Genomic DNA, 24,474 nt, shown 5'->3' with positions numbered 1-24,474 from the left:
GTATATGGAATCTATTCAAGCAATAAAACAACGTTTTGGCATCATTGGTAACGATGTAAAACTAAACCGTGCTATTGAAAAAGCCATACAGGTAGCCCCGACTGACATTTCAGTATTGGTTACTGGAGAAAGCGGAGTAGGTAAAGAAGCAATACCGAAAATAATTCATTCACTTTCACATCGCAAACATGGAAAATTCATCGCCGTAAACTGCGGTGCAATTCCCGAGGGAACAATTGACTCTGAACTTTTCGGTCACGAAAAAGGATCATTTACAGGAGCAACAGCAACACGTAGCGGTTACTTTGAAGAGGCTGATGGAGGTACCATTTTTCTTGATGAAGTTGGAGAGTTACCCTTAACTACACAGGTTCGATTACTAAGGGTATTGGAGAACGGGGAGTTTATAAAAGTGGGATCATCCAAAGTACAAAAAACCAATGTCCGGATTGTAGCGGCGACTAATGTCAACATGTTTGATGCCATTAAAAAAGAACGCTTTAGAGAGGACCTATATTATCGACTTAGTACCGTTGAAATTCACCTCCCTCCACTACGTGACCGACAGGAGGACATCCACCTTTTATTTAGAAAGTTTGCGGCGGATTTTGCCCAAAAATATAAAATGCCTTCTATTCGTCTTAACGAGGCAGCTGTACAGCTCTTAAATAAATATAGATGGGCTGGTAATATCCGACAATTACGAAATGTGGCAGAACAGATCTCTGTATTAGAGCAACAGCGTGAAATTTCAGCCGAAACCTTACGAAGTTATCTTCCTGATATACAGAACAACCTCCCTGCTGTGGTAGGCAATAACAGAGCCGAAAGTGATTTCAGTAATGAAAGAGAAATTCTTTATAAAGTACTTTTTGACATGAAGGGTGATCTCAATGATCTTAAAAAACTCACTCTTGAACTTATGCAACATGGAAATTCTCAAAAAGTTCAAGATGAAAACCAATCGCTTATCAAAAAAATATACGGTGATGTCGACGAAGATGAAGTCGACTTTGAAAGTGATATAGTAGACGAAGACCCTATTGAAGTGGTACACATACCACAGACCCCTAAAGGACTTACAACCCTTCCTGAAGACAAATATCATTTTGCAGAGGAAATTCAAGAAGAAGAAACCTTGTCTTTACAAGACAAAGAACTGGAACTCATCACTAAAGCATTGGAGAGGAATAAAGGTAAAAGAAAAGCAGCAGCTACTGAACTAGGTATTTCAGAGCGTACTTTATATCGAAAAATAAAACAATACGATTTATAAACGACCTTTGAATTAGTCAAGGACATAACAATTCTATGAATTCAGGTAGAATTAAAAAAATATTAAAATGAAATTCAAGTATTATCTCATTTTCGCCCTTTCTCTACTCTTTTTGTTACAAGGCTGTAAATATTACAACTTCACAGGAGGTAGCACTGGTGATGCAAAAACATTCCAAGTAAATTTTTTCCAAAACAACGCCCCGCTTGTGGAACCTAACCTAGATCGTGATTTCACAATAGCACTTCAGGATCTTATTAATAACCAAACTAACCTACAAATGGTTACCAGTAATGGGGATTTGGTATATGAAGGTGAAATTACGGACTACTATATTTCTCCAATGACTGCTACTGCACAACAAACAGCTGCACAAAACAGACTAACCATAAGAATTCGTGTTCGATTTACAAACAACACAGCAGAAGGAAAGGACTTTGAGCAGACATTTTCGCATTTTTACGACTATGGAGCCACTGAACAGCTTCGTTCGGTACAAACAGTAGCCTTCAAAGAAATTTTTGATCGTATAACCCAAGATATTTTCAGCGCTTCTTTGTCTAACTGGTAATATTAAAATTCAAAATAAACAACTATGAATGTTTCCCAATTCACATACCTTCTTCAAAAACCCGAGACTATATCGGCAGAACAAACCCGTGAATTGGAAATCATAATTAGGGAATACCCCTATTTTCAAGCCGCAAGAGCTCTTCAACTAAAAGGTCTTCGTCTACAAGATAGTTTTCAATACAATCAAACGCTCAAAACTACAGCTGCCTATACTTCTGATAGAAGTGTTTTGTTTGACTTTATTACCTCCAAAAACTTTGAGCAACATGAAATCTCCAAGAAAATAGCGGAACAACAACTACAATTGAAAGAAATCGAGGTAGATTCTGAAGAAATACGAGCTATTCATTTTGACACTTCCGAAGATCGAATCAAAGAAGCTGAAGCAATTCTAGATCCAGACATTTTTCAACCTGTACTTTCTAAGGCCACGGAAGAATTACAAAATTTGAAGGATGAAGAAAACATGGGTGTAGCTTCGTCAGAAAATAACATAGGGTCTACACCTGAATCCATTTTACAACTAGGAAAACCTCTTACTTTCACTTCAGAGGAAAGACATTCATTCACAGAATGGCTACAACTCACTCGTATCCAACCTATCGAAAGAGAAACGGAAACCACTACTAACAATGTACAGTCAGGATCTGACGAGAAAGAGAAAAAATTTGGGTTGATTGACAAATTTTTAAAAACCAATCCCAAGATAGAACCTAAAGTTGACAATAGTCCTACAATAAATCTCGCTAAAGAATTTTTAGTCGAAAAATCTCAATTAATGACTGAAACTTTGGCTAAAGTTTACCTTGAGCAAAAAAAATATAAAAAAGCAATACAGGCCTATCAAATTTTAATTTTGAAATATCCGGAAAAAAGTGGTTTCTTTGCAGACCAAATTAAAGCGATAAAAAAAATACAACAAAATAATTAGTAAATTCAAATGAGCACTTTTTCAATCTTTTTATTCCTCATTCTTATTGTTGCCTTCCTTTTAGTATTAGCCATTATGGTACAAAATCCAAAAGGAGGAGGATTGTCCTCATCATTTGGTGGAGGTAGCAACCAAGTAGTTGGAGGTGTGCAAAAAACTGGAGACTTTCTTGATAAAAGTACTTGGACATTGGCTACATTACTTATTGTCTTAATTCTTTTGTCTAATACTGCAATCAAAACTGGCTCTGGAAGCTCTGATTCAAAATTGCTTGAAGGTCAAAAAGTAGACAATGTATTACCTGACACTCCTGTAAACACAACTCCAGATTCTACTTCGCAAGAATAATACAAGAACATGATCGATATTTAAATGCCGGCTTGCTGACAAGCTGGCATTTTTTATTTCACAAGCTGACATAAAAATCAATTGGCATAGTTTCTGCCAAAAAGAGTAAAAGAAAAAACAACCATATTTATAAAATCATACAAAAATGGCTAAAGTAAACATCAAACCACTTGCAGACAGAGTTCTTATTGAACCTGCTGCTGCTGAAACGACTACAGCATCAGGAATTATTATTCCAGACACTGCAAAAGAAAAACCGCAACGTGGCACCGTTGTAGCCGTAGGACCAGGCACAAAAGACGAGCCTGTAACAGTAAAAGTAGGCGATACAGTACTTTATGGAAAATACGCCGGAACTGAGCTAAAACTTGAAGGCAAAGATTACCTAATCATGCGTGAAAGCGACATATTCGCTATTGTATAATCACGTAAATTATTTCTTGACACTATAGAAATAATAAAAATACAGACTTTAGATTATTACTAATTTTTGAAAAAATTGAATTATGGCAAAAGACATAAAATTTGATATTGAAGCACGTGATGGCCTTAAAAGAGGCGTAGATGCACTAGCTAATGCTGTAAAAGTAACTTTAGGACCAAAGGGAAGAAATGTTATCATAAGTAAATCATTTGGTGGCCCAACAGTAACTAAAGATGGGGTTTCTGTTGCTAAAGAAATCGAATTGCAAGATGCCCTAGAAAATATGGGAGCGCAAATGGTGAAGGAGGTTGCCTCTAAAACTAATGACTTGGCTGGTGATGGTACCACTACTGCGACAGTATTAGCACAAGCTATCGTAAAAGAAGGCTTAAAAAACGTGGCAGCTGGAGCAAATCCAATGGACCTAAAAAGAGGAATTGACAAGGCAGTAGAAGCCATTGTAGAGGAACTTGGAAAACAAGCTAAAGAAGTAGGTGACTCTTCAGAAAAAATAAAACAAGTTGCGGCAATCTCAGCTAATAACGACGAAACTATTGGTGATCTTATTGCAACAGCCTTTAAAAAGGTAGGCAAAGAAGGTGTTATTACAGTTGAGGAGGCTAAAGGTACAGATACATATGTTGACGTTGTAGAAGGAATGCAATTTGACCGTGGTTATTTGTCACCATATTTTGTTACTGATTCAGAGAAGATGGTAACCGAACTTGACAATCCATTTATTCTACTTTACGACAAGAAAATCTCTTCAATGAAAGATTTACTTCCTGTTTTAGAGCCAGTAGCTCAAAGTGGAAAACCTTTATTGATCGTTGCTGAAGATGTTGATGGAGAAGCCTTAGCAACATTAGTAGTTAATAAACTACGTGGTGCACTTAAAATTGCAGCTGTAAAAGCACCTGGTTTCGGAGATAGAAGAAAAGCAATGTTAGAAGATATTGCTATTCTAACTGGTGGTACTGTAATTGCAGAAGAAAGAGGCTTTACATTAGAAAATGCTACAGTAGAGATGTTAGGTAGAGCTGAAAAAGTTACTATTGATAAAGACAACACTACCCTAGTAAATGGCGCTGGTGATCACGACAACATCAAAGCACGTGTTAACCAAATTAAAGCTCAAATAGAAACTACCACTTCAGACTATGATCGTGAAAAGCTTCAGGAACGCTTGGCTAAATTAGCTGGAGGTGTTGCCGTACTATACGTAGGAGCAGCTTCTGAAGTAGAAATGAAAGAAAAGAAAGACCGTGTTGACGACGCATTACATGCTACTCGTGCAGCTGTTGAAGAAGGTATTGTAGCAGGTGGTGGGGTTGCTTTGGTACGTACTAAAGCTATTCTTGAAAAAGTTAAGGCCATTAATCCTGATGAAGCTACAGGTATACAAATAGTAACCAAAGCTATTGAATCCCCATTACGTACAATTGTTGAAAATGCTGGTGGTGAAGGCTCTGTAGTAGTCGCTAAAGTTCTTGAAGGTAAAAAAGACTTTGGATATAATGCTAAAACAGACGAATATGTAGACATGCTTAAAGCTGGTATAATAGACCCTAAGAAAGTAACTCGTGTAGCACTTGAAAACGCAGCCTCTGTAGCTGGAATGATTCTTACAACAGAATGCGCACTTGTTGACATTAAGGAAGATGTACCTGCTGGTCCTCCAATGGGGGGTGGAATGCCAGGTATGATGTAATAGAAATCATGAATAATAAAAAAATCCGAAGTTTTGCTTCGGATTTTTTTATTGTCAATCATATCTTAATGATGTGCTCCTTCTGCTGGACCATCACCAGATTGATTCATTTCCATGCTATGGTCATATTTACAACAAGCAGGCAAATTCTCGTAAGCACCTAAATTTCCAGTAGCTTTTTCTGTATCATACCCCGCTGCCGCAATTGCTTGATGAATAGCTTCAATGTTTGTTTTTGATGCATCATACGTAACAGCTATCTGTTTTTTAGCAACACTCCAATCAGCTTTGGATACTCCTTCTAGAGCTGTAGCCGCTTTTTCTATAGTAGCCTTACACATGCCACAATTACCGCGTACACCAAAGGTAGCCATATCTCCCATAGCTAATTCTGTCGAAACTGTAGCTGCTTCGTCTTTTTTACCTTCATTTTTACATGCTCCTAGGAACATTAGCGACATGATAGCCGCACCGAACATCAATTTTCTCATTTTGTTGTTTTTAAAAATTATTGTTGTTTACTTTTATTAAATAAGCGACGTACTGTAGCTGAGGATACAAACCACAATACAAAACCACTTAGCACTGTAATTAGACCTAATAGCGAAAATGCTCTGAGGACTATATTATTAAAATCATCTCTACCCTCGTAATCCATAGTATGTGTCATCCATAAAAAATCAAACCATCTCCATGCACGAAATCGCACCTTCTGAAAGGTACCATCTGCAGCACTTACATAAGCTTTAATGTGATCAAGATGATCATAGGTAATTTCCCAAACAGGCAATGGTTTCCCTCTATATTCATGGTGTTTACCAACTTCAGTAAGCAATTTGATTTCCTTGACAACTAACCCTGACACCATTTGACTATTAGCAATCTCTTTGGCCTCTTCTTGAGTAATATTCTCTTTTTCAATACCGGTTCGAGCATGTATTAATTCAGATTCATTTATCCAATAATAAGGCTGATGATTAATTTCTTTAATGCCGATACTATAGATAGGCTTATTAACTAATTCTGACGGCGAGCTCAAATTTTCAAATTGCATTTGGTGTTTTTCACCCATTGGTTTCATTAAATGATCACCATGAATTTCATCAATATCAGTCCAACTAAAATACAACCCACTAATAGTCCAAAACAAAAACTGAATACCTAAAAACACACCCAAATACCTATGTACCTTTCTTATGCGCATGGAAACTTTTCTATTTACCATATATTACAAATTAATTAACATCCAACAAGCCATAAATAGTATTACCATTTTTTCTATTAGGATTGCTTTAGTAAGAGGTATATTTAATGTTGTTCCCAAACTAACACATCGCAGCTGCTTCTTTTCCATTAATACACGAATCACACCAATTGTTGTTGCACCTAAAGTAAAAATTGCCGTCACTAAAGCCAATATCAATTGATACTTCAACAATAACAGTACTCCAATAGCAACTTCCAAAAAAGGATAAATTTTACCATATATAGGCACGTACTTCGCTATCGCGTCATACATAGCGAAGCTAATAGAAAATCCATTTAGGTCGAGTAATTTAAAGAAACTAAACACGACGTAATAAAGTCCCAGAAATTGAAGTATAATATTGCTCACCACAAGGGAATTAATATTCATAAGTACAGATACCACACTGATATAGCCTAAGATTAAAAACATGGGAAACAGTTGTTGCCATTCGCTTTTCTGTAATCCAGGAGGAAGTACAGTTGCTTTAGCAAAAACATTACCCGAATCCTTAATGGTTATTCCATAATTAGGGGCTAAAATTTTCTGAAAATACTCTAACGGAATATGACTTTCCATGGTTATTTGAACTTCTTCTCTCTTTAAATCAACCTTGGCTTGTAAAACCCCATCCACTTTTTTAAGGGACTCTTCAACTGAAGATTGGCATCCCTTTCCTGTCATTCCCGTTATCGTATAGGTGTGTGTCATTTTATGGTTTTATTTCCTTCTTTACTTCTCCACAGCTAAGCATCATATCACCAAAATATGGATTTTTTATATCTTTAGAAATACTTAACCAACTTCCCCCCTTATCTCCCTCAAACATAGGACAATATTGGACATAAAGAGCATCACTATGAGGCTTAAACTGTTGAACCATGGCGATCATGGATTGAGATAACGGTTTAAAAAGCTTTCGTATTGCCTCCAAATCTTTGCTCCCCATACTTTTTAACACTTCGGTAAATGCAATTTTATAGGGTTCCCAAACCGAACCAGGCAATTGCATTCCAACCTTTTCAAAATCATTCATCAATAAACCTAGTTGCTTTTGAGCTACTAATTTATCTGCTGACACCAACGCATCTTTTAAAATTAAATAATCAGTTATTACCTGCTGCATTGCCTTCTTGGCATCTTTACTGACTTCAACAAATGATACGTCTTCCGCATTTACAGGAAGTGGCAACTGTTCGTGATTCATCATGCTAGGCTTACCTGCCAATTGAGCAGCTGCGTCCACAGTAAATGTTCCATTAACAACAACCTCTTCTCCTAATTGCAACCCGTTTTTCACCACATAGTTTTCTCCAAGTGAAGCTCCTAAAGTAACTTCACGAAGTTCAAAATGCATCATCTCATCCACTTCCTTTTTCACATAGATTACTGAACGTTCACCTGTCCAAAGTACGGCAGACTTTGGTACAATAACCTGAGATTCTTGAATGTAAGCCTGTTTAGGAATCACCAGACCTGTAGCGAACATTTCTGGCTTCAACATCCCATTCGTATTTTTCACTTCAACACGAGCGGTAGCAACTCTAGTTTCCGGATTTATAAATGGATCTACAAAAGACACCACTCCTTCAAAACTTTCTCCAGGCAACGATGCTATCGTATAATTTACTTTATCACCCTTTTTAACCCAAGCCATATCAGCCTCATACACATCAAACAACACCCAAACACTTGACAAATCTGCAATTTCATACAAGGCTATACCACGATCAACATAATCTCCTAGATTAGCCTTCTTTTCTGTCACTACACCCGAAACATCGGCTGTAATTGAAAAGCGTTGAATCGGCTTTTGAGTACTTATGATCTTTTGAATACTACTTTCTGAAATCCGCCAATTTCGAAGTTTCTGTTTAGCTGCTTCATAAAGTTCTGGTTGCGATTCTTTTATCCGGAAGGCTTGAAGTAATTCTTCTTGAGCCGTCATAAGATCAGGTGAATATACCTGAGCGAGTTGCTGCCCCCTTGACACTGTTTCACCTGTAAAATTAATGGTAAGCTGTTCTATTCGACCAGGGATATGTGTTGTTTGCGCATACACCTTTCGTTCATCTACCTGGACTTTTCCATTAAGCCTCAGCTCTTTCTTAGCATCCTGAAATCCTATTGTTATGGTTGATATATTAGCCAACCTAACAGCGTCCTTGCCCATAACAACCGTATTGGGACTTCCGCCTGTATCCATATTTTCCAATGGAATTAAATCCATTCCACAAAGGGGGCATTTTCCTGGTTCGTTTTGTCTAACCTGGGGGTCCATTGAACAAGTCCAAATTTGAGCTTCATTTACCCCTTCCTCATGTGCATGACCATTGTGGTTACTGCTACCAAAAATAGCCCAACCTAAAAATATTCCGATTATTAAAATCAGTATGCTATATCCTATTGTTCTTTTAGTTCTCATTTTCTTAGGTGTTTTTTAATTTTCATCGGTATTTTCTGATGTATTATCAAACAATAAAAACTCAATTGTTGCCTGTGACACAAAAGCAATTTTTAATTGTGAGATCAGCTCTATTTGATAGGTTAATAGTTCTTGCTGAACGGCCAAAACTTCATTAAACTCTTCCGTAGAGTTACTATAAGCTGACAACAACAATTGAAGATTCTGCTGCGCAATTTGAATTTGTTTATTATATAGGGCTATTAACTTGTGTGCTTGTTCCTCTTCGAAACTTGCCATATGATAGGTTGCCATCAAACTATTAGCCAGAGCCTCTTGTTCATGAATTTTTGATTCCACTTGAAAGGTCACCTCCTTTTGTTTCGCTTTATATTTCGAACGAAAAATAGGAAGTGAAATTGACAACATAGGCATAACAGCATCTTGCCCATTATTAGCCATAGTCATTGTATCATACTTACTAAGAATTGAATAGTCAACTCCTAATCCCACCACCGGAAGTCCTTCTTTTTGCACAACTTGTTGCTGGGCCTCTAGTGAGGCTAACTGACGTTGTAAGGCACTCATTCTAGGATTATTCGAAAAAAGATTCTCATCATAACGACGCTCTTGAAGTGGTTTTAAGGGGAGCATACTTGAAATAACCACTTCCTCTTTAATGGACCTATTTAACATGGCATTGAAACCAGCCTTCATTGGAGCTATTCGACTTTGCAAAAGAGCCAAATTAGTCTTTGCCTTATTAATAGTAATATCAACCCTCAAAACATCAGCCATTGAACCTTTTCCATTTTCAAAAGCATTAAGGGCAAGGGAACGATATTGTTCCAATACGTTCACATTTTTTTCCTCGAGAAGAACGGTCTGATCAACAAGATATAATTCAGCATACAGTTTTTTGACATTTAAAAGTACCTCATTACGTACTTCTAAATAGTTTTGAAAAGCAGCCTCAGCTTGTTGTTGACTCACCTCTTTTTTAGCCCCCAATGTTCCAAACCAAGGAAAGGTTTGCATAAGAGTAAAACGTGCCTCTTGTGCCCCTAATCTGGTTTCCATCATTTTCCCAAATGCACTTGCAGTAAGCATAGGGTCTGGTAATGCATTAGCTTGAGGTGTTCTTTGAAGAGCTGCCTCAAATGTACTGTAAGCAGCCTTTACTTGAGGACTGTTTTGTATAGCTATCTTAAGATAAGTATCAAGTTCCTGTGACTGAATTGTTATTGTTGCCATAACCCAGCAAACTAAACTAACAATATATTTTAAATTCATTTTAAGCTTCATTGCTATTCTTTTTTACAACTGTTTCTCTCCAATACGCCTGTAATACTGGCACTACAAAAATGGTCATGATCTGTATAAGCATTCCTCCTACTGTTGGAATGGCCATAGGCACCATAATATCAGATCCTTTACCTGTAGAGGTTAGTACAGGAAGAAGTGCGATAATAGTTACCGCGGTAGTCATCATTGCAGGTCGTACACGTTTTAGCCCAGCTTCTAAAACTGCTGCTCGAACTGCAGGAACAGTCTGAGGATTTTTCTCCTCAAACACTTGGTGAATATAAGTACCCATAAGAACGCCATCATCTGTGGCTATACCAAATAATGCTATAAACCCAACCCAAACAGCGACACTCAAATTGACTGTTTGCATTTGGAAAAGATCTCTCATATGAGTTTCTCCAATAGCAAAATTCATAAACCATTCCTGTCCATATAACCAAATCATTATGAATCCACCAGCAAATGCAACAAAAACACCTGAGAAGTGAATGGTAGACGCAATAATTGTTTTAAACTGAAAATAAAGCAGTAAGAAAATAATGAGCAAACAAATAGGAATTACCAAAGCCAAACGCTTCACCGCCCTCACTTGATTCTCATAGTTACCAGAAAACTTATAACTTACTCCCGCTGGAACTTCTAATAACCCTTGTGATATTTTCTGTTGAATTAATTCCTGTGCCTCATCGACAACATCCACCTCGGCAAAAGCCTCCTTTTTATCAAAAAGAACATATCCGACTAAAAAGGTGTCTTCACTTTTTATCATTTGAGGTCCTTTAAGATAATTTACGGTTATCAAGTCCCCCAATGGTATTTGAGCACCTGTAGGTGTTGGAACTAATATTTTTTTGATTTTTTCAGGATCGTCTCTTAACTCTCTCGGGTATCGAACGCGTATTGGATAACGCTCTCTACCTTCAACCGTAGTAGAAACTGGCATTCCTCCAATTGCTGTTTCAATAAGTTGTTGCGTTTCTTCAATGCTAAGACCAAATCTAGCAATGGCGTCCCTATCAATATCTAATTGCAAATAAGGTTTCCCCACAATCCTGTCGGCAAAAACTGCCTCATGCTTTACCGAAGGAACTTCTTTTAAAATTGACTCTAGCTCCAATCCAAAAGCCTGGATTGTTTCTAGGTTAGGCCCATAAACCTTAATACCCATTGGCGCACGCATACCGGTTTGCAGCATTACCAGTCTAGTCTCTATGGGTTGAAGTTTAGGTGCAGAAGTTACTCCAGGCAACTGAGATGCTTTTACAATTTCATTCCAGATATCATCAGGGCTTTTAACATGACTTCTCCAATTTCGTAGATAACGTCCTCGTTTATCATATTGCAATCGTTCTGGTGATATTCCTTGTAAAATTATGTCATCATTACTTAACACACTTCCATTATCCAGTATAAAACGGCCTTCTGAATCAACCTTATACTTATGCATCTCTCCTGATGGATCTGTATAAAATTCTGACTTATAATTTATCACATTCTCATACATAGATATTGGTGCTGGATCAAGCGCACTTTCTACTCTTCCCAATTTCCCAACAGAAACTTCCACTTCTGGTATTTGAGTAATTACCATATCCAATTGTTGAAGAATACGTTTACTCTCTGCTACCCCGACATGGGGCATAGCTGTAGGCATTAATAAAAAACTACCTTCGTTAAGAGATGGCATAAATTCCTTTCCTACTCCTGGAAAGGTATGAGCCAATCCGGACCATACAGAAGTTGTGCGTACATTCCAGCCTATTTTATCAAAGGTCTTAGGCACAAACCCAAAGATTTTAGGAAACCCTAGCCAAATGACCAGCCCTAGCATAATAGTGATTACAGGAAGCATCAAAAAAGTTCCTTTGTTTTGTAGACACCACCTTAAAATGGTCTCATAATACTTAACCACTGACCAGAGTGCCAGTAGAATCAGACTCAACAGTACTATTACAAAAATATAATTGGACACAATTCCGGATTGCAATCCCAAAGGACTCCACGAATCACTCAAAATACCAATTGTCACCAAAAGGATAATGGCTAAAATTAATTCTTTAGAATACTTACCTATAAAATTAATTTTCGGTTGTAAAAAATACAATGACCCGAGTAAGACTAAAACTAATGGCAACCACATTTTAAATACAATAGCCAAAATAATCCCAGCTACCATTAACGAAATATTCCATGCTTTAGCAATTTTTTCTCTATGTAATCTAAAAGAAAACATATAATATGAAAGCGCTGGAAGTATCACCATTCCTATAACAAAGGCTGCCCCAAGTGCAAATGTTTTTGTAAAAGCAAGAGGCTTAAACAACTTCCCTTCGGCATGTTCCATAAAAAAAACAGGCAGAAAGCTCACAATAGTAGTGGCTAACGCCGTAGAAACAGCAGGAGCCACTTCTATGGTAGATTTATATATAAGGCTTAGCACTTCGGACTTTGACATTTTTTCTTGATCTTGCATTTCAAAATGTCGCAGCATATTCTCTACAAATACGATACCTACATCAACCATAACCCCAATTGCAATGGCAATTCCCGAGAGAGCAACCACATTTGCATCTACCCCAGCATAACGCATTACAATGAAAGTCATTAATACCGCCACAGGAAGCAAAATTGAGATAAGAACAGAAGCTCTAAGGTTTAAAACCAACACAATTACCACCAATATGGTAATTAAAATTTCATCAGTCAAAGCATGTTCAAGGGTACTTATGGTCTCAGTTATCAGATGAGTCCGATCATAAAAAGGAACTATTGTAAGTTGACTAACTGTCCCATCACTTAGTGTTTTTCGAGGAAGACCTGGTGCAATCTCTTCTATTTTATCCTTTACATTGTTTATAACTGCCAACGGATTGGAACCATATCGGGCTACAACGACACCACCAACAACTTCAGCACCTCCTTTATCAAGGGCACCTCTAACCGTTTGAGGCCCTAATGAGACAACAGCTATGTCCTTTATTAAAACAGGCTTGTTTTGATTAACAGCTACCACTGTTTGCTCAATATCTTTTAAAGACTTTATATATCCTAAACCACGAATAAGGTACTCGGCATTATTAATTTCAACGGTTTGGGCCCCTACATCACGATTTGAATTTTTAACGGCCATCATCACCTTATCAATCCCAATATTGTAGGCCTTTAAAGCCTCCGGATTAACATCAATTTGGTATTCTCTTACATACCCCCCAACTGAGGCTACTTCAGAAACTCCTTCAACCGCATTCAATCCATACTTTACAAAGTAATCTTGTGTAGTACGTAATTCATGCAAATCCCATCCCCCAGTAACATTACCTAAAGAATCTCTCCCTTCCAAGGTGTACCAAAACACCTGACCAAGTGCCGTAGCATCAGGTCCTAAAGTAGGCTGAACGCCTTGAGGCAACAACCCTGATGGTAGCGAATTCAATTTTTCAAGTACTCTAGAACGAGACCAATAAAACTCAACATCTTCATTAAAAATGATATAAATGCTTGAAAAACCAAACATTGAAGTACTGCGAATAGACTTCACTCCTGAAATCCCTAATAATGAAGTCGTCAAAGGATACGTAATCTGATCTTCCACATCTTGGGGAGATCTTCCCGGCCAATCAGTAAAAACAATTTGTTGATTTTCTCCTATATCAGGAATGGCATCTACAGGAACAGGATTCTTAGGAAGAAACCCGGTATCCCAATTAAAAGGTGCTGTGGACAATCCCCAGCCTACAAAACCAATAAGCAACAACATTGTTACTAATCGGTTATGCAAAAAATAGTGTATAATTTTCTGAAACATAATTTTATCTAAAACGATTATTGATTAAAGCCAATAAAATTAAAGACCATACAATGCACGCATAGTCTAATCAACCGTTTAGATAAATTAAATAATGAAAGTGTCGTTTAAAACCTGAATATCCTGGACCAGTAAGGGTGGAATATAATCTTTAAAAGGAATAACATTTTTGTCTAGGTTTTCAAACAAATCGAGATAACTGTAGACAAAAGCCTCAACAAATACTTGTTGTTCCCATTTTAATTTGAATGTCTGAATATCAAGCACATCCTGCCCTTGAACTATTGTGGCTTCGTCTGAACAACATGTCTCTTGTGAAATCGACACCCCTTCATTGGAAACAGGAGCTAGTTCCATACCACATCCTTCCGCCTTAGAAAACAAGGCAGTATCCACAAGCATATCTCCACAAAAATGCTGATCAATTGCCCATGAGACCGTTGAAAAAAGCACCAAAAATGCTAGTAATAAGGATGTTATTTTAGAAAAATAGGATTTCATTTGGAAACAAAATTACAAAATTTTTCAATTGAATTACAATTTTATGAATCCCTTAACCCTTTTAAAACTTTAAAATGATTCCAAAATGCACATAACATTGATTATAAAAGAAAAGGTGAATTTGAAATCTGGGCGCTCAAAAAAGGGACTCTTTAAAGGCAAAAAAAACAATGGAAATAGAAGTAAAAAACGAACAAATAATTAATGCAGATGGAAAGGATTCAATATATACTGTCGCGTACATTGAGTTTTTAACAATTTTATACAAATATTACTTTTTTAGGTATCATGGTTTTATGATACTTTTACAAAAAAATTGTAATATGAATCTATCATCTCTTAAACCACATGTGGAAAACATCCTTTTGGAGGCTCAGCTCAATATTGATGACAAATTAACAACCGTATGCGAACTTTTACAAAGCACAGTGCCATATTACGATTGGGTTGGGTTTTATTTTAGGAATGGAGATAAAGAAGAACTGAAGCTAAAGGCATTTGCTGGAGAACCTACAGATCACACTATAATACCTTTTGGTAAGGGTATTTGCGGACAAGTAGCAGTCTCCAACCAGAACTTTGTAGTTCCTGATGTAAAAGCACAAGACAACTACATTGCTTGCAGTATATATGTTAAGGCTGAAATTGTAATTCCTCTCTTCGTAGATGGTGTTAACGTAGGTCAAATTGATATTGATTCACATACTGCCGACCCTTTTTCAGAAGAAGATGTTACGTTTTTAGAATTTGTGAATAAAAAAGTGGCTGAAATAATGAAATAATGCCATGTATACCTTAAAAAGAATAAAGCTCCAAAATTGGAGCTTTATTCTTTTTAAATACCTATGTGTATTACATTCCTGTACGTATTGCCTCTACAGGGTCAAGCCTTGATGCGCTCCATGCTGGGACAATCCCAGAAATCAACCCTATAGTTACTGCAACTGCAGATCCTAAAACCATATTGCCCAAAGAAAGTACAAATTTGAAATCACCTGTCATAGAAGATGCAATAATAGATACGACCCAAACCAAAAATAACCCAATTAAACCTCCAATAAATGCTAAAATAACTGCCTCAAACAAAAATTGGAAAAGAATAAATTTATTCTTAGCGCCCAATGATTTTTGAATACCTATAAGGCTAGTACGCTCTTTCACACTAACAAACATGATATTAGCTATTCCAAACCCTCCTACTAATATAGAAAAACCTCCAATTACCCATCCAACCATATTCATCATTCCAATAATGTTATCTACAGCGTCACGAAGCCCAGACATCTTATTGACAAAAAAATTAGTAGGATCTTCATATTTCATTCCTCTATAATTTCTAAGTTTCTGAACTAATACTTCCTCAAAAGCTGCTATATCCACATCCTTCTTAGGTTTTAAAATAATTGCTCCAGGAACTCCTTGTGGTCCACTATTCATAAACCTACGAACAAAATTAGCTGGTACGTACACTTTTTCATCCGGAGAATCAAACAATTGCGCACCAAACTTCTTCAATACCCCAATTACAGTAAGCCTTCTACCATATATTCTCACCTGCTTACCTATAGCATTCGCATTTTCAAATAATTTCTCTGCAACTCCGTATCCCAAAACTACCACTGCTGCGCCAGAATAGGATTCGGCCTGAGTGTAAAACCGACCTTGTTCAACTTTAAACTCCTCAATATCATAAATCTCACTTGTCACAGGAACCACTTCTATATTTGTTAAGGTTACACCTTCCGACTTGACAGTTTCCCGAGCACCAAAAATAACATAGGCAACTTCCTCTACATCCGCTACATTACGTTGTATAAACTCATATTCTTGATAGCTAGTTTGCGGAAAATTATCTCTCTGCCATCTAGGAACATCCGTTGGACCAAAGGAATATTTACTAATATACATGGTATTCATATCAAGTCCTGACAGGTTTTCCTTGATATTCCTATCCAAAGAATCAACAGCTGCCAATACAGCAATAATAGAGAAAATACCGATCGTAACTCCTAACAGAGAGAGAAAGGTCCTCAACTTATTGTTTCTTAGTGCATTGATAGCAAAATTGAAACTTTCCTTAAAAACGCGTAAATACACTAACATAGTTGAATATTGTATCTGTGATTAAGCATTAAAATCTACTAAAAAAATATAAATTTTTCAAGCTTTTATCCCTAAAAAATAACTTCAAAAAACTACTTTTGCACTCAAATACAACACATCAAAAATGAACACTACAAAAACAGTACAATCCGCGTTAATTTCAGTATTTAGTAAAGAAGGGCTCGAACCTATAGTAAAACAATTGGACGCATTGGGCGTAACCATATATTCCACAGGCGGCACCGAGACTTTCATTAGAGATTTAGGTATTAGTGTAGTTCCAGTAGAAAATGTTACAAGTTACCCTTCAATTTTAGGAGGGCGAGTTAAAACATTGCATCCTAAAGTTTTTGGAGGAATCTTAAATCGCCAAGATAATCCAAGTGACGTTGCCGAATTGGCCCAATACGAAATCCCACAGATTGATCTAGTTATTGTAGACTTATATCCATTTGAAAAAACAGTCGCCAGTGGAGCATCTGAGCAAGATATTATTGAAAAAATCGACATTGGTGGAATTTCATTAATTAGGGCCGCAGCAAAAAATTTCAGGGATGTATTATGTGTAGCTTCAATGGAAGACTATGCGGAAGTTCTTGAAGTTCTTCAATCAAATGATGGAGCTACTTCTTTAGATCAAAGAAAACGTTTTGCCGCTAAAGCTTTTAATGTTTCATCCCATTACGACACGGCCATCTTCAATTATTTTAATCAAACAGAGCAGCTTCCAGTACATAAGGTAAGTGAGCAAAAAGGTCAGGAATTACGTTACGGAGAAAATCCTCATCAAAAAGGGTATTTCTATGGAGACCTTGAGGCCATGTTCGATAAGCTTCATGGAAAAGAGCTTTCTTACAACAACCTTTTAGACGTTGATGCCGCAGTAAATTTAATGAGTGAATTTAAAAATGACGCACCTACTTTTGCCATATTAAAACACAACAATGCCTGCGGGATAGCCACAAGAGCCACTATCAAGGAAGCCTATCTAGACGCCCTTGCGTGTGACCCTACTTCTGCCTTTGGAGGAATTCTAATTGCCAATAATACTATTGACAAAGAAACAGCCGAAGAAATAAACAATCTTTTCTGTGAAGTTGTGATCGCACCAATCTTTGAAGAAGATGCAATTGAAATCCTTAAAGAAAAGAAAAACAGAATCATTTTGGTACAAAATGATGTTCAGTTACCTGAATCCACTATTCGCACATGTTTAAACGGAGTACTTGTTCAAGACAAAGATTCAAAAACAGATGTTATTGAGGATTTAACATATATGACTAACAATAATCCATCTGAAAGTGAGTTAGAAGACTTGTTGTTTGCTGCAAAAATTTGCAAACACACAAAATCGAACACTATAGTTTTAGCTAAAAACAAGCAATTATGTGCTAGTGGCACGGGTCAAACCAGCCGTGTTGATGCACTTCGACAGGCTATTGAAAAAGCTACTTCTTTTGAATTCGATTTACAAGGAGCTGTTATGGCTAGTGACGCATTTTTCCCTTTCCCAGATTGCGTGGAAATTGCTGACAATGCAGGAATAACAAGCGTAATTCAACCAGGGGGATCTATTAAAGATCAATTGAGTATTGACTATTGTAATGAGCACAATATTTCAATGGTATTTACTGGGACCCGCCATTTTAAACATTAATTTTGTTACCTTTGAAAGTTAACATACACACATAATACATACGCTAAATTACACATGGGATTTTTTGACTTCTTAACAGAGGAAATTGCTATAGACTTAGGTACAGCCAACACTCTAATCATCCACAATGACAAAGTGGTAGTAGACAGCCCTTCAATCGTGGCTCGTGATCGAATCAGCGGAAAAATTATAGCCGTTGGTAAAGAAGCAAATCTCATGCAGGGAAAAACTCATGAAAATATAAAAACCATTCGCCCACTCAAAGACGGAGTTATTGCAGATTTTGATGCTTCGGAACAAATGATAAATCAATTCATTAAAAATATTCCAGCATTAAAGAAAAAACTTTTTCCTCCGTCTTTGCGTATGGTGGTTTGTATTCCTTCTGGAATAACCGAAGTAGAAATGCGTGCAGTAAAAGAATCTTGTGAACGTGTTAATGGTAAAGAGGTATATCTTATTCATGAACCAATGGCTGCAGCCATTGGTATAGGTTTAGATATCATGCAACCTAAAGGTAATATGATTGTTGACATTGGAGGTGGTACTACTGAAATTGCCGTAATTGCACTTGGTGGAATTGTATGTGATAAATCTGTCAAAATTGCTGGTGATGTATTTACCAATGATATTATTTACTACATGCGAACTCAACACAACTTATATGTTGGAGAAAGTACCGCAGAGAATATCAAAATATCCATTGGAGCTGCCACAGAAGATTTAGACATCCCTCCAGATGAAATGTCGGTTCAAGGACGTGATCTTTTAACTGGAAAACCTAAACAAGTTCAAGTTTCTTATCGCGAAATTGCTAAGGCTCTAGACAAATCAATTTTACGCATTGAGGATGCTGTCATGGAAACATTATCCCAAACACCTCCAGAACTTGCAGCAGATATTTATAATACTGGAATTTATCTTGCAGGAGGAGGTTCTATGCTAAGAGGTCTCGACAAAAGGCTTTCCATGAAAACTGATTTACCTGTTTACATAGCAGAAGACCCACTACGTGCTGTAGTAAGAGGCACAGGGATTTCATTGAAAAATCTAGAACGCTTTAAAAGTATACTTATAAAATAAACCAAAAACATCCCTTAAGTGAATGCATCAGATTATCAACTTTTTCATAAGACATAAAAATTTCATTGTCTTCTTGTTGCTCTTTACGCTTTCACTATTATTTACGGTCCAGGCCAATTCATATCAACGCAGTAAGTTTATAAATTCTGCCAATTGGCTAACTGGAGGGGTGTTCAAGACCTTCAATAATTGGTCAGATTATTTTTCTTTAAAAAGCCAAAACGAACTTCTTATTGAAGAAAATAGAAGACTTAGAGAAGTAACCATAAACAAAGGATTCTCGACTGAACCTGAGTTAACGATGGATTCTACCAGTGTGCTAAATCAATACCATGTTATATCGGCATCTGTTATTAAAAATAGTATACAGCATGCCAAAAACTACCTCACTATTGACAAAGGCACAAAGGATGGTCTAGTACAAGACATGGGGGTCATAACGTCTAATGGTGTTGTTGGAATTGTAGAAAACACATCCAAAAATTTTGCCACCGTACAAACCCTTCTCAACGAGCTATCTTTAACCAATGCTCAACTTAAAAATTCAAATCACTTTGGAACCTTAAAATGGGACACAAGAGAATTGAACCAAGTGCAACTAGTCGATATACCTAGACAAGCCAATGTTAAAAAAGGGGATACTATTGTAACAGGAGGAATGTCAACCATTTTCCCAAAGGGCATACCAATTGGAAAAATTTCATCTTTTGAATTAAACGCAAACGACAACTCATTCGTTATTGAAGTTACCTTATTCAATGATATGTCAAATATTGGACATGTTTATATCATAAAAAATCGTTGGCGGGAAGAACAACAGCAGCTGCAGCAGGATACCAATTAATGTAATGAATAACGATATACTAACAAATAGCACACGTTTCATCGTATTGGTACTACTTCAAGTAGTACTGCTGAATAATATTAATTTATTCGGTTTCTCCAATCCAATGCTTTACGTTTTATTTATTATTTGGTACCCTTTTAAAGAGCAACGCATACTCTTTATAGGTCTTTCTTTCTTGTTAGGCCTAACTATTGACATGTTTGGAGACACCGGAGGAATACATGCTGGTGCAAGCGTCTTTGCTGCCTATTTAAGACCTTTATTATTGCGATTGTCTTTTGGTACTAGTTATGAATTTCAAACCATAAAATTAGGTAATACGCTATTTGCCCCACGATTCACCTATGTCTCTCTACTAATTTTAACACATCATTTGGTATTATATTCCTTAGAGATTTTTAGCTTTAACCACCTTCCTTCAATTTTAATTAAAACTGGAGTCACTGGATTCTTTACCTTATTAATAAGCATGTTGGTTATTACGCTATTTAGTCCTAAAAAATCATGAGAAAGCTACTCTTAGCATCCTTAATTATTCTAACAGCCATAGCGCTTCTAGCTCGATTATACTACCTACAGGTAGTATCTGACATCTCAGATAAAAATATCGAGCAGGATGTTGCCATTGAAGCCGTTTATGATTATCCGGAGAGAGGCTATATTTATGATAGAAATGGAAATCTATTGGTTGCAAATCAACCAGCGTATGATATTATGATCATCCCTAGGGAGGTTAAAGACATAGATACCCTAGAATTTTGCTCGCTTCTAAATATCACAAAGGAGGATTTCACTCAACGCTTTCATAAAGCACGGACCTATTCTCCCATCAAACCTTCGGTTTTTATTCCTCAATTGTCTAAAGAAGAATACGCAATTCTTCAAGAAAAAATGCGTAAATACAACGGGTTTTATATTCAAAAACGTTCTTTACGTCATTATCTAACGCATGTCGGAGGTAACATTCTTGGTTATATTAGCGAGGTAAACGAACGTGATATGGCTCGTAATCCCTACTATCAATCTGGAGAACTCATAGGAAGACAAGGGGTAGAAATGCAATATGAAGAATATTTACGTGGTAAAAAAGGAGTAAAATACCTTCAAAAAGATCGATTCAACAGACAAATTGGAAGGTACAAAGATGGTCTCTACGATACCCTACCAGTTCCAGGTAAAGACGTTCACCTCACCATAGATGAGGACTTACAAGCTTATGGTGAATTATTGATGCAAAAAAAACATGGTGGAATTGTTGCTATAGAACCCAAGACAGGAGAGATCCTTGCTTTGGTATCTGCACCCACCTACGATCCTAATTTACTTGTAGGTCGAAAACGTTCCAAAAATTATACGGCTTTATATAATGATTCAATAGCAAAACCTTTGTATGATCGCGGACTATTAGCAGAGTATCCACCTGGTTCTCCTTTTAAAATCATTACAGCATTAATAGGACTTCAAGAAGGAATCATTGACGAACACACTAGTTTTTCATGCAACGGAGGCTATCGCTATGGAAGTCGCATTATGAGATGTCATTGTGGACGTGCTAGCAATCAATTAGACTACGGTATTGCTAAATCTTGTAATTCATACTTTGCTAATACCTATCGTAAAACAATTGAAAAATTCCCATCCTCTAAGGAAGGAATGGATGTTTGGCATTCACATGTTAAAAGTTTTGGACTTGGAGATTTTCTTGGGTATGATCTTCCAGCCGGCCGTCCAGGTAAAATACCTAATAGCGATTTATATGATCGATTATATGGAAAGAACAGATGGGGACCTACCTTTAATATTTCCAATGCCATCGGTCAAGGAGAATCAGTAACCACCCCCATTCAATTGGCGAATGTATTTGCAGCTGTGGCTAACCGAGGATTTTTTTACACTCCACACATTATAAAAAAAATTAACAATGAACCCATTAAATTTGAAGAATACGTAAAACCAAAATACACCACTATTGATTCGAAACACTTTGAACCAATCATCCAGGGAATGCATAAAGCCTATACTGATGGTACTGCGAGAGGTGCTCAAATGGAAGGAATTAATATAGGAGCCAAAACAGGAACTGCGGAGAACTACGTTCGTGTAAATGGAGTTCGAATGCAGCTTACCGATCATTCCATATTTGTGGCCTTTGCTCCTATTGAAGATCCTAAAATAGCCATTGCGGTTTTTGTAGAAAATGGATATTACGGAGCGAGAGTGGCAGGACCTATAGCTTCTTTAATGATTGAAAAATATTTGAAAGGGGAAATTACTCGAACTCACCTTGAAAAGCGAATGCTCGAAAAAAGTTTAGAAGAAGAATATGCCAAACCCTATAGTGGCAAACCATTTACAATTAACCGCTAATGGCCAAAAATGTTGTATTACAAAAAATCGATTGGTTGAGTATATTGCTATACTTAGCTCTAGTTGGTATTGGTTGGCTAAATATTTACTCCACAACACATGTTCATGAAAATTCAGCTTTATTTAACCTAGACCAACCATACGGCAAACAACTTATTTTCATTTGTCTAAGTGTTTTGTTAATTATATTTGTACTTTCCATTGAGGCTAAATTTTATGAACGATTTGCTAGTATTTTCTACCTATCATCTATTGTACTTTTAGCAGGATTATTTCTATTTGGAAAAAATATCAATGGAGCTACTGCCTGGTACAGTATTGGTCCCTTCACCCTACAACCCTCAGAATTTGCTAAGGTGGCCACAGCATTGGCAGTTTCTAAATATCTCAGTGACATTCAAACTAATATAAAACTTTTTTCAGATCAACTTAGACTATTTGCAATTCTTGCTATACCAGCTTTACTTATTATACTGCAACCTGACCCAGGAAGTACGGTTGTTTATGCATCCTTCTTTTTTGTAATGTATCGTGAAGGATTACCAGCAGCCTACCTAGTAGTAGGTACATTGTTAACCATCATTTTTATATCTACACTTAAGTTCGGTTTAGTTCTTACAATCCTAACCTCTTTTATTTTAGGAGCATTATATTACTACCTTAGAAAAAAACGCGCTAAGAAAGTTAGTATCTTTCCAATTATTGCCATGGTACTACTTTGTGGTCTCGTATCCTTTTCAACTAATATGGTCTATGAAAACGTCTTTAAACAACACCACAGAGACCGATTTAGTCTTTGGCTGCGTTTAGATAATGAAATTACTAATAATGATCAACTCAAACGCACTGTAGGATACAACACCCATCAGTCTGAAACAGCTATTGGATCAGGAGGAATACTTGGCAAAGGTTTCATGGAGGGAACACGTACCAAAGGAAACTTTGTTCCCGAACAAGACACAGACTACATTTTTACAACATTAGGGGAAGAATGGGGATTTATAGGTACATCATTAGTTGTATTACTATTTACCGCCCTATTACTTCGTCTACTCTATCTTGCTGAAAGACAAAAATCACAATTCAGTAGAATTTATGGATATAGCGTGGTATCGATATTGTTTTTCCACTTTATGATCAACATTGGTATGGTGATTGGCTTATTACCCACTATTGGTATACCATTACCCTTTTTTAGTTACGGTGGTTCTGGATTATGGGGCTTCACTATTCTATTATTTATATTTTTAAAGTTCGATGCCAATCGCATTAATGATTGGATGGAGCGATAGGCATAACTACTTTCAATTAGTTTTCTATACATTTGCATCTCCGTAATTAAGCAATATTATCTTTTAAACTAAAAATAATCTATGAAGACGAATTTTACAGTACTTTTTCTATTACTAAGCCTTATAGCTTGGCAAGCCCCTGCTCAAGAAAATGTCAAAATCCAAGATTCAATTGCGACACAACTTAAACTTGAAAAATCGCTAGCAAAAGAACAAGCACGCATTCAGAAAGAAGAAGACAAGAAAAAAGCTAAAGAAATCAAAGCTGCTAAAAACCTAGAAAAACAGCGCAAACGAGCTGAAAAGGCCCAAAAAAAAGCTGAACGTGCACTAGCTAAAACTCAAAAAGCAGAAAAACAGATGATCAAGGCACAAGATCGTGTTCGCAAAGCTGAATTAAAAATCACAAGAGATCAACATAGCTACAATCAAAAAAGGCTAAAGGGTAAACTAACAGCTGAACAAATGCAAAAATGGGAACATAAAATAGGCAATCAGCGAATTAAATTAAAAGAACTACAGTTCAAACAAGAGAAAGCAGAACGTGAATTCACCAGAAGAAAACAATAATTACTAATACATAAAGTCCGCTAATTGC

General features: G+C 36.7%; 22 protein-coding genes. 14 read left to right on the top strand and 8 right to left on the bottom strand.

Going from position 1 to position 24,474, the window contains the following annotated elements; genetic code table 11:
• Positions 1–4: 4 nt before the first annotated feature.
• From PT603_RS13445 to groL, 6 genes are all read left to right on the top strand, one after another.
• Positions 5–1,276: a sigma-54 interaction domain-containing protein gene (locus tag PT603_RS13445; RefSeq protein WP_008237818.1), complete on the top strand. Its 1,272-nt coding sequence runs from the start codon at positions 5–7 to the stop codon at positions 1,274–1,276.
• 67 nt (positions 1,277–1,343) lie between these two features.
• The gene (locus PT603_RS13440; RefSeq protein ID WP_008237816.1) at positions 1,344–1,847 is read left to right on the top strand and encodes an LptE family protein; all 504 of its coding nucleotides are present in this window, start codon (positions 1,344–1,346) and stop codon (positions 1,845–1,847) included.
• 24 nt (positions 1,848–1,871) lie between these two features.
• Positions 1,872–2,780 carry a tetratricopeptide repeat protein gene (locus PT603_RS13435; RefSeq protein ID WP_008237815.1) on the top strand — a complete coding sequence of 303 codons (909 nt, stop codon included), beginning with the start codon at positions 1,872–1,874 and terminating at the stop codon, positions 2,778–2,780.
• A 9-nt stretch (positions 2,781–2,789) separates the two neighbouring features.
• Positions 2,790–3,128, top strand: coding sequence for a preprotein translocase subunit SecG (gene secG, locus PT603_RS13430; protein WP_008237814.1), 339 nt, complete (start codon positions 2,790–2,792; stop codon positions 3,126–3,128).
• Positions 3,129–3,273: 145 nt separating this feature from the next.
• A complete protein-coding gene (locus tag PT603_RS13425; RefSeq protein WP_008237813.1) occupies positions 3,274–3,552 on the top strand; it encodes a co-chaperone GroES in 279 nt (92 codons plus the stop codon).
• A gap of 82 nt (positions 3,553–3,634) precedes the next feature.
• Positions 3,635–5,263: a chaperonin GroEL gene (gene groL / locus PT603_RS13420; RefSeq protein WP_008237812.1), complete on the top strand. Its 1,629-nt coding sequence runs from the start codon at positions 3,635–3,637 to the stop codon at positions 5,261–5,263.
• A gap of 65 nt (positions 5,264–5,328) precedes the next feature.
• Here the strand turns inward: groL and PT603_RS13415 are convergent, their stop codons facing one another.
• The 7 genes from PT603_RS13415 to PT603_RS13385 form a co-directional block, all read right to left on the bottom strand.
• Positions 5,329–5,754 carry a heavy-metal-associated domain-containing protein gene (locus tag PT603_RS13415; protein ID WP_040488578.1) on the bottom strand — a complete coding sequence of 142 codons (426 nt, stop codon included), beginning with the start codon at positions 5,752–5,754 and terminating at the stop codon, positions 5,329–5,331.
• Positions 5,755–5,771: 17 nt separating this feature from the next.
• Complete coding sequence (locus tag PT603_RS13410; protein WP_008237810.1) at positions 5,772–6,488, bottom strand: PepSY domain-containing protein; 717 nt, start codon at positions 6,486–6,488, stop codon at positions 5,772–5,774.
• A 3-nt stretch (positions 6,489–6,491) separates the two neighbouring features.
• Positions 6,492–7,220 carry a heavy-metal-associated domain-containing protein gene (locus PT603_RS13405; RefSeq protein ID WP_008237809.1) on the bottom strand — a complete coding sequence of 243 codons (729 nt, stop codon included), beginning with the start codon at positions 7,218–7,220 and terminating at the stop codon, positions 6,492–6,494.
• A gap of 1 nt (position 7,221) precedes the next feature.
• Positions 7,222–8,934, bottom strand: coding sequence for an efflux RND transporter periplasmic adaptor subunit (locus PT603_RS13400; protein WP_008237807.1), 1,713 nt, complete (start codon positions 8,932–8,934; stop codon positions 7,222–7,224).
• Positions 8,935–8,949: 15 nt separating this feature from the next.
• Positions 8,950–10,167 carry a TolC family protein gene (locus PT603_RS13395; protein WP_162097715.1) on the bottom strand — a complete coding sequence of 406 codons (1,218 nt, stop codon included), beginning with the start codon at positions 10,165–10,167 and terminating at the stop codon, positions 8,950–8,952.
• Positions 10,168–10,207: 40 nt separating this feature from the next.
• Positions 10,208–14,026, bottom strand: coding sequence for an efflux RND transporter permease subunit (locus tag PT603_RS13390; RefSeq protein ID WP_040488577.1), 3,819 nt, complete (start codon positions 14,024–14,026; stop codon positions 10,208–10,210).
• A gap of 87 nt (positions 14,027–14,113) precedes the next feature.
• On the bottom strand, positions 14,114–14,527 hold the full coding sequence (locus PT603_RS13385) for an HYC_CC_PP family protein (protein WP_008237784.1): 414 nt from the start codon (positions 14,525–14,527) through the stop codon (positions 14,114–14,116).
• Positions 14,528–14,850: 323 nt separating this feature from the next.
• Between PT603_RS13385 and PT603_RS13380 the strand changes: the two genes are divergently transcribed.
• On the top strand, positions 14,851–15,309 hold the full coding sequence (locus PT603_RS13380; protein WP_040488603.1) for an XrtF-associated fRMsr-like GAF protein: 459 nt from the start codon (positions 14,851–14,853) through the stop codon (positions 15,307–15,309).
• Between the two features lie 70 nt (positions 15,310–15,379).
• Here PT603_RS13380 and PT603_RS13375 read toward each other — a convergent pair whose 3' ends face one another.
• Positions 15,380–16,630 (bottom strand): ABC transporter permease, encoded by a 1,251-nt coding sequence (locus PT603_RS13375; protein ID WP_008237782.1) that lies wholly within the window; start codon positions 16,628–16,630, stop codon positions 15,380–15,382.
• Between the two features lie 124 nt (positions 16,631–16,754).
• On the opposite strand from PT603_RS13375, the gene purH reads away from it, so the two are divergent.
• The 7 genes from purH to PT603_RS13340 all read left to right on the top strand — a co-directional run bounded on the left by purH (position 16,755) and on the right by PT603_RS13340 (position 24,446).
• On the top strand, positions 16,755–18,287 hold the full coding sequence (gene purH, locus PT603_RS13370; RefSeq protein WP_008237781.1) for a bifunctional phosphoribosylaminoimidazolecarboxamide formyltransferase/IMP cyclohydrolase: 1,533 nt from the start codon (positions 16,755–16,757) through the stop codon (positions 18,285–18,287).
• A gap of 54 nt (positions 18,288–18,341) precedes the next feature.
• Positions 18,342–19,370: a rod shape-determining protein gene (locus tag PT603_RS13365; protein ID WP_008237780.1), complete on the top strand. Its 1,029-nt coding sequence runs from the start codon at positions 18,342–18,344 to the stop codon at positions 19,368–19,370.
• A 22-nt stretch (positions 19,371–19,392) separates the two neighbouring features.
• A complete protein-coding gene (gene mreC, locus PT603_RS13360) occupies positions 19,393–20,214 on the top strand; it encodes a rod shape-determining protein MreC (protein ID WP_008237779.1) in 822 nt (273 codons plus the stop codon).
• A gap of 4 nt (positions 20,215–20,218) precedes the next feature.
• Positions 20,219–20,725: a hypothetical protein gene (locus tag PT603_RS13355; protein WP_008237778.1), complete on the top strand. Its 507-nt coding sequence runs from the start codon at positions 20,219–20,221 to the stop codon at positions 20,723–20,725.
• Positions 20,722–22,584, top strand: a complete 1,863-nt coding sequence (gene mrdA, locus PT603_RS13350; protein ID WP_008237776.1) for a penicillin-binding protein 2 — start codon at positions 20,722–20,724, stop codon at positions 22,582–22,584. The genes PT603_RS13355 and mrdA overlap by 4 nt, the downstream gene beginning before the upstream one ends.
• Positions 22,584–23,876: a rod shape-determining protein RodA gene (rodA, locus tag PT603_RS13345; protein ID WP_008237765.1), complete on the top strand. Its 1,293-nt coding sequence runs from the start codon at positions 22,584–22,586 to the stop codon at positions 23,874–23,876. The genes mrdA and rodA overlap by 1 nt, the downstream gene beginning before the upstream one ends.
• Positions 23,877–23,957: 81 nt before the next feature.
• Positions 23,958–24,446 carry a hypothetical protein gene (locus tag PT603_RS13340; RefSeq protein WP_008237763.1) on the top strand — a complete coding sequence of 163 codons (489 nt, stop codon included), beginning with the start codon at positions 23,958–23,960 and terminating at the stop codon, positions 24,444–24,446.
• The last annotated feature ends 28 nt before the right edge of the window (positions 24,447–24,474 follow it).

The sequence above is a fragment of the Imtechella halotolerans genome, assembly GCF_028743515.2.
GTDB lineage: Bacteria > Bacteroidota > Bacteroidia > Flavobacteriales > Flavobacteriaceae > Imtechella > Imtechella halotolerans.
Note: the sequence above shows the minus strand (reverse complement) of the source record. Positions and strands in the feature narration are given on the sequence as shown.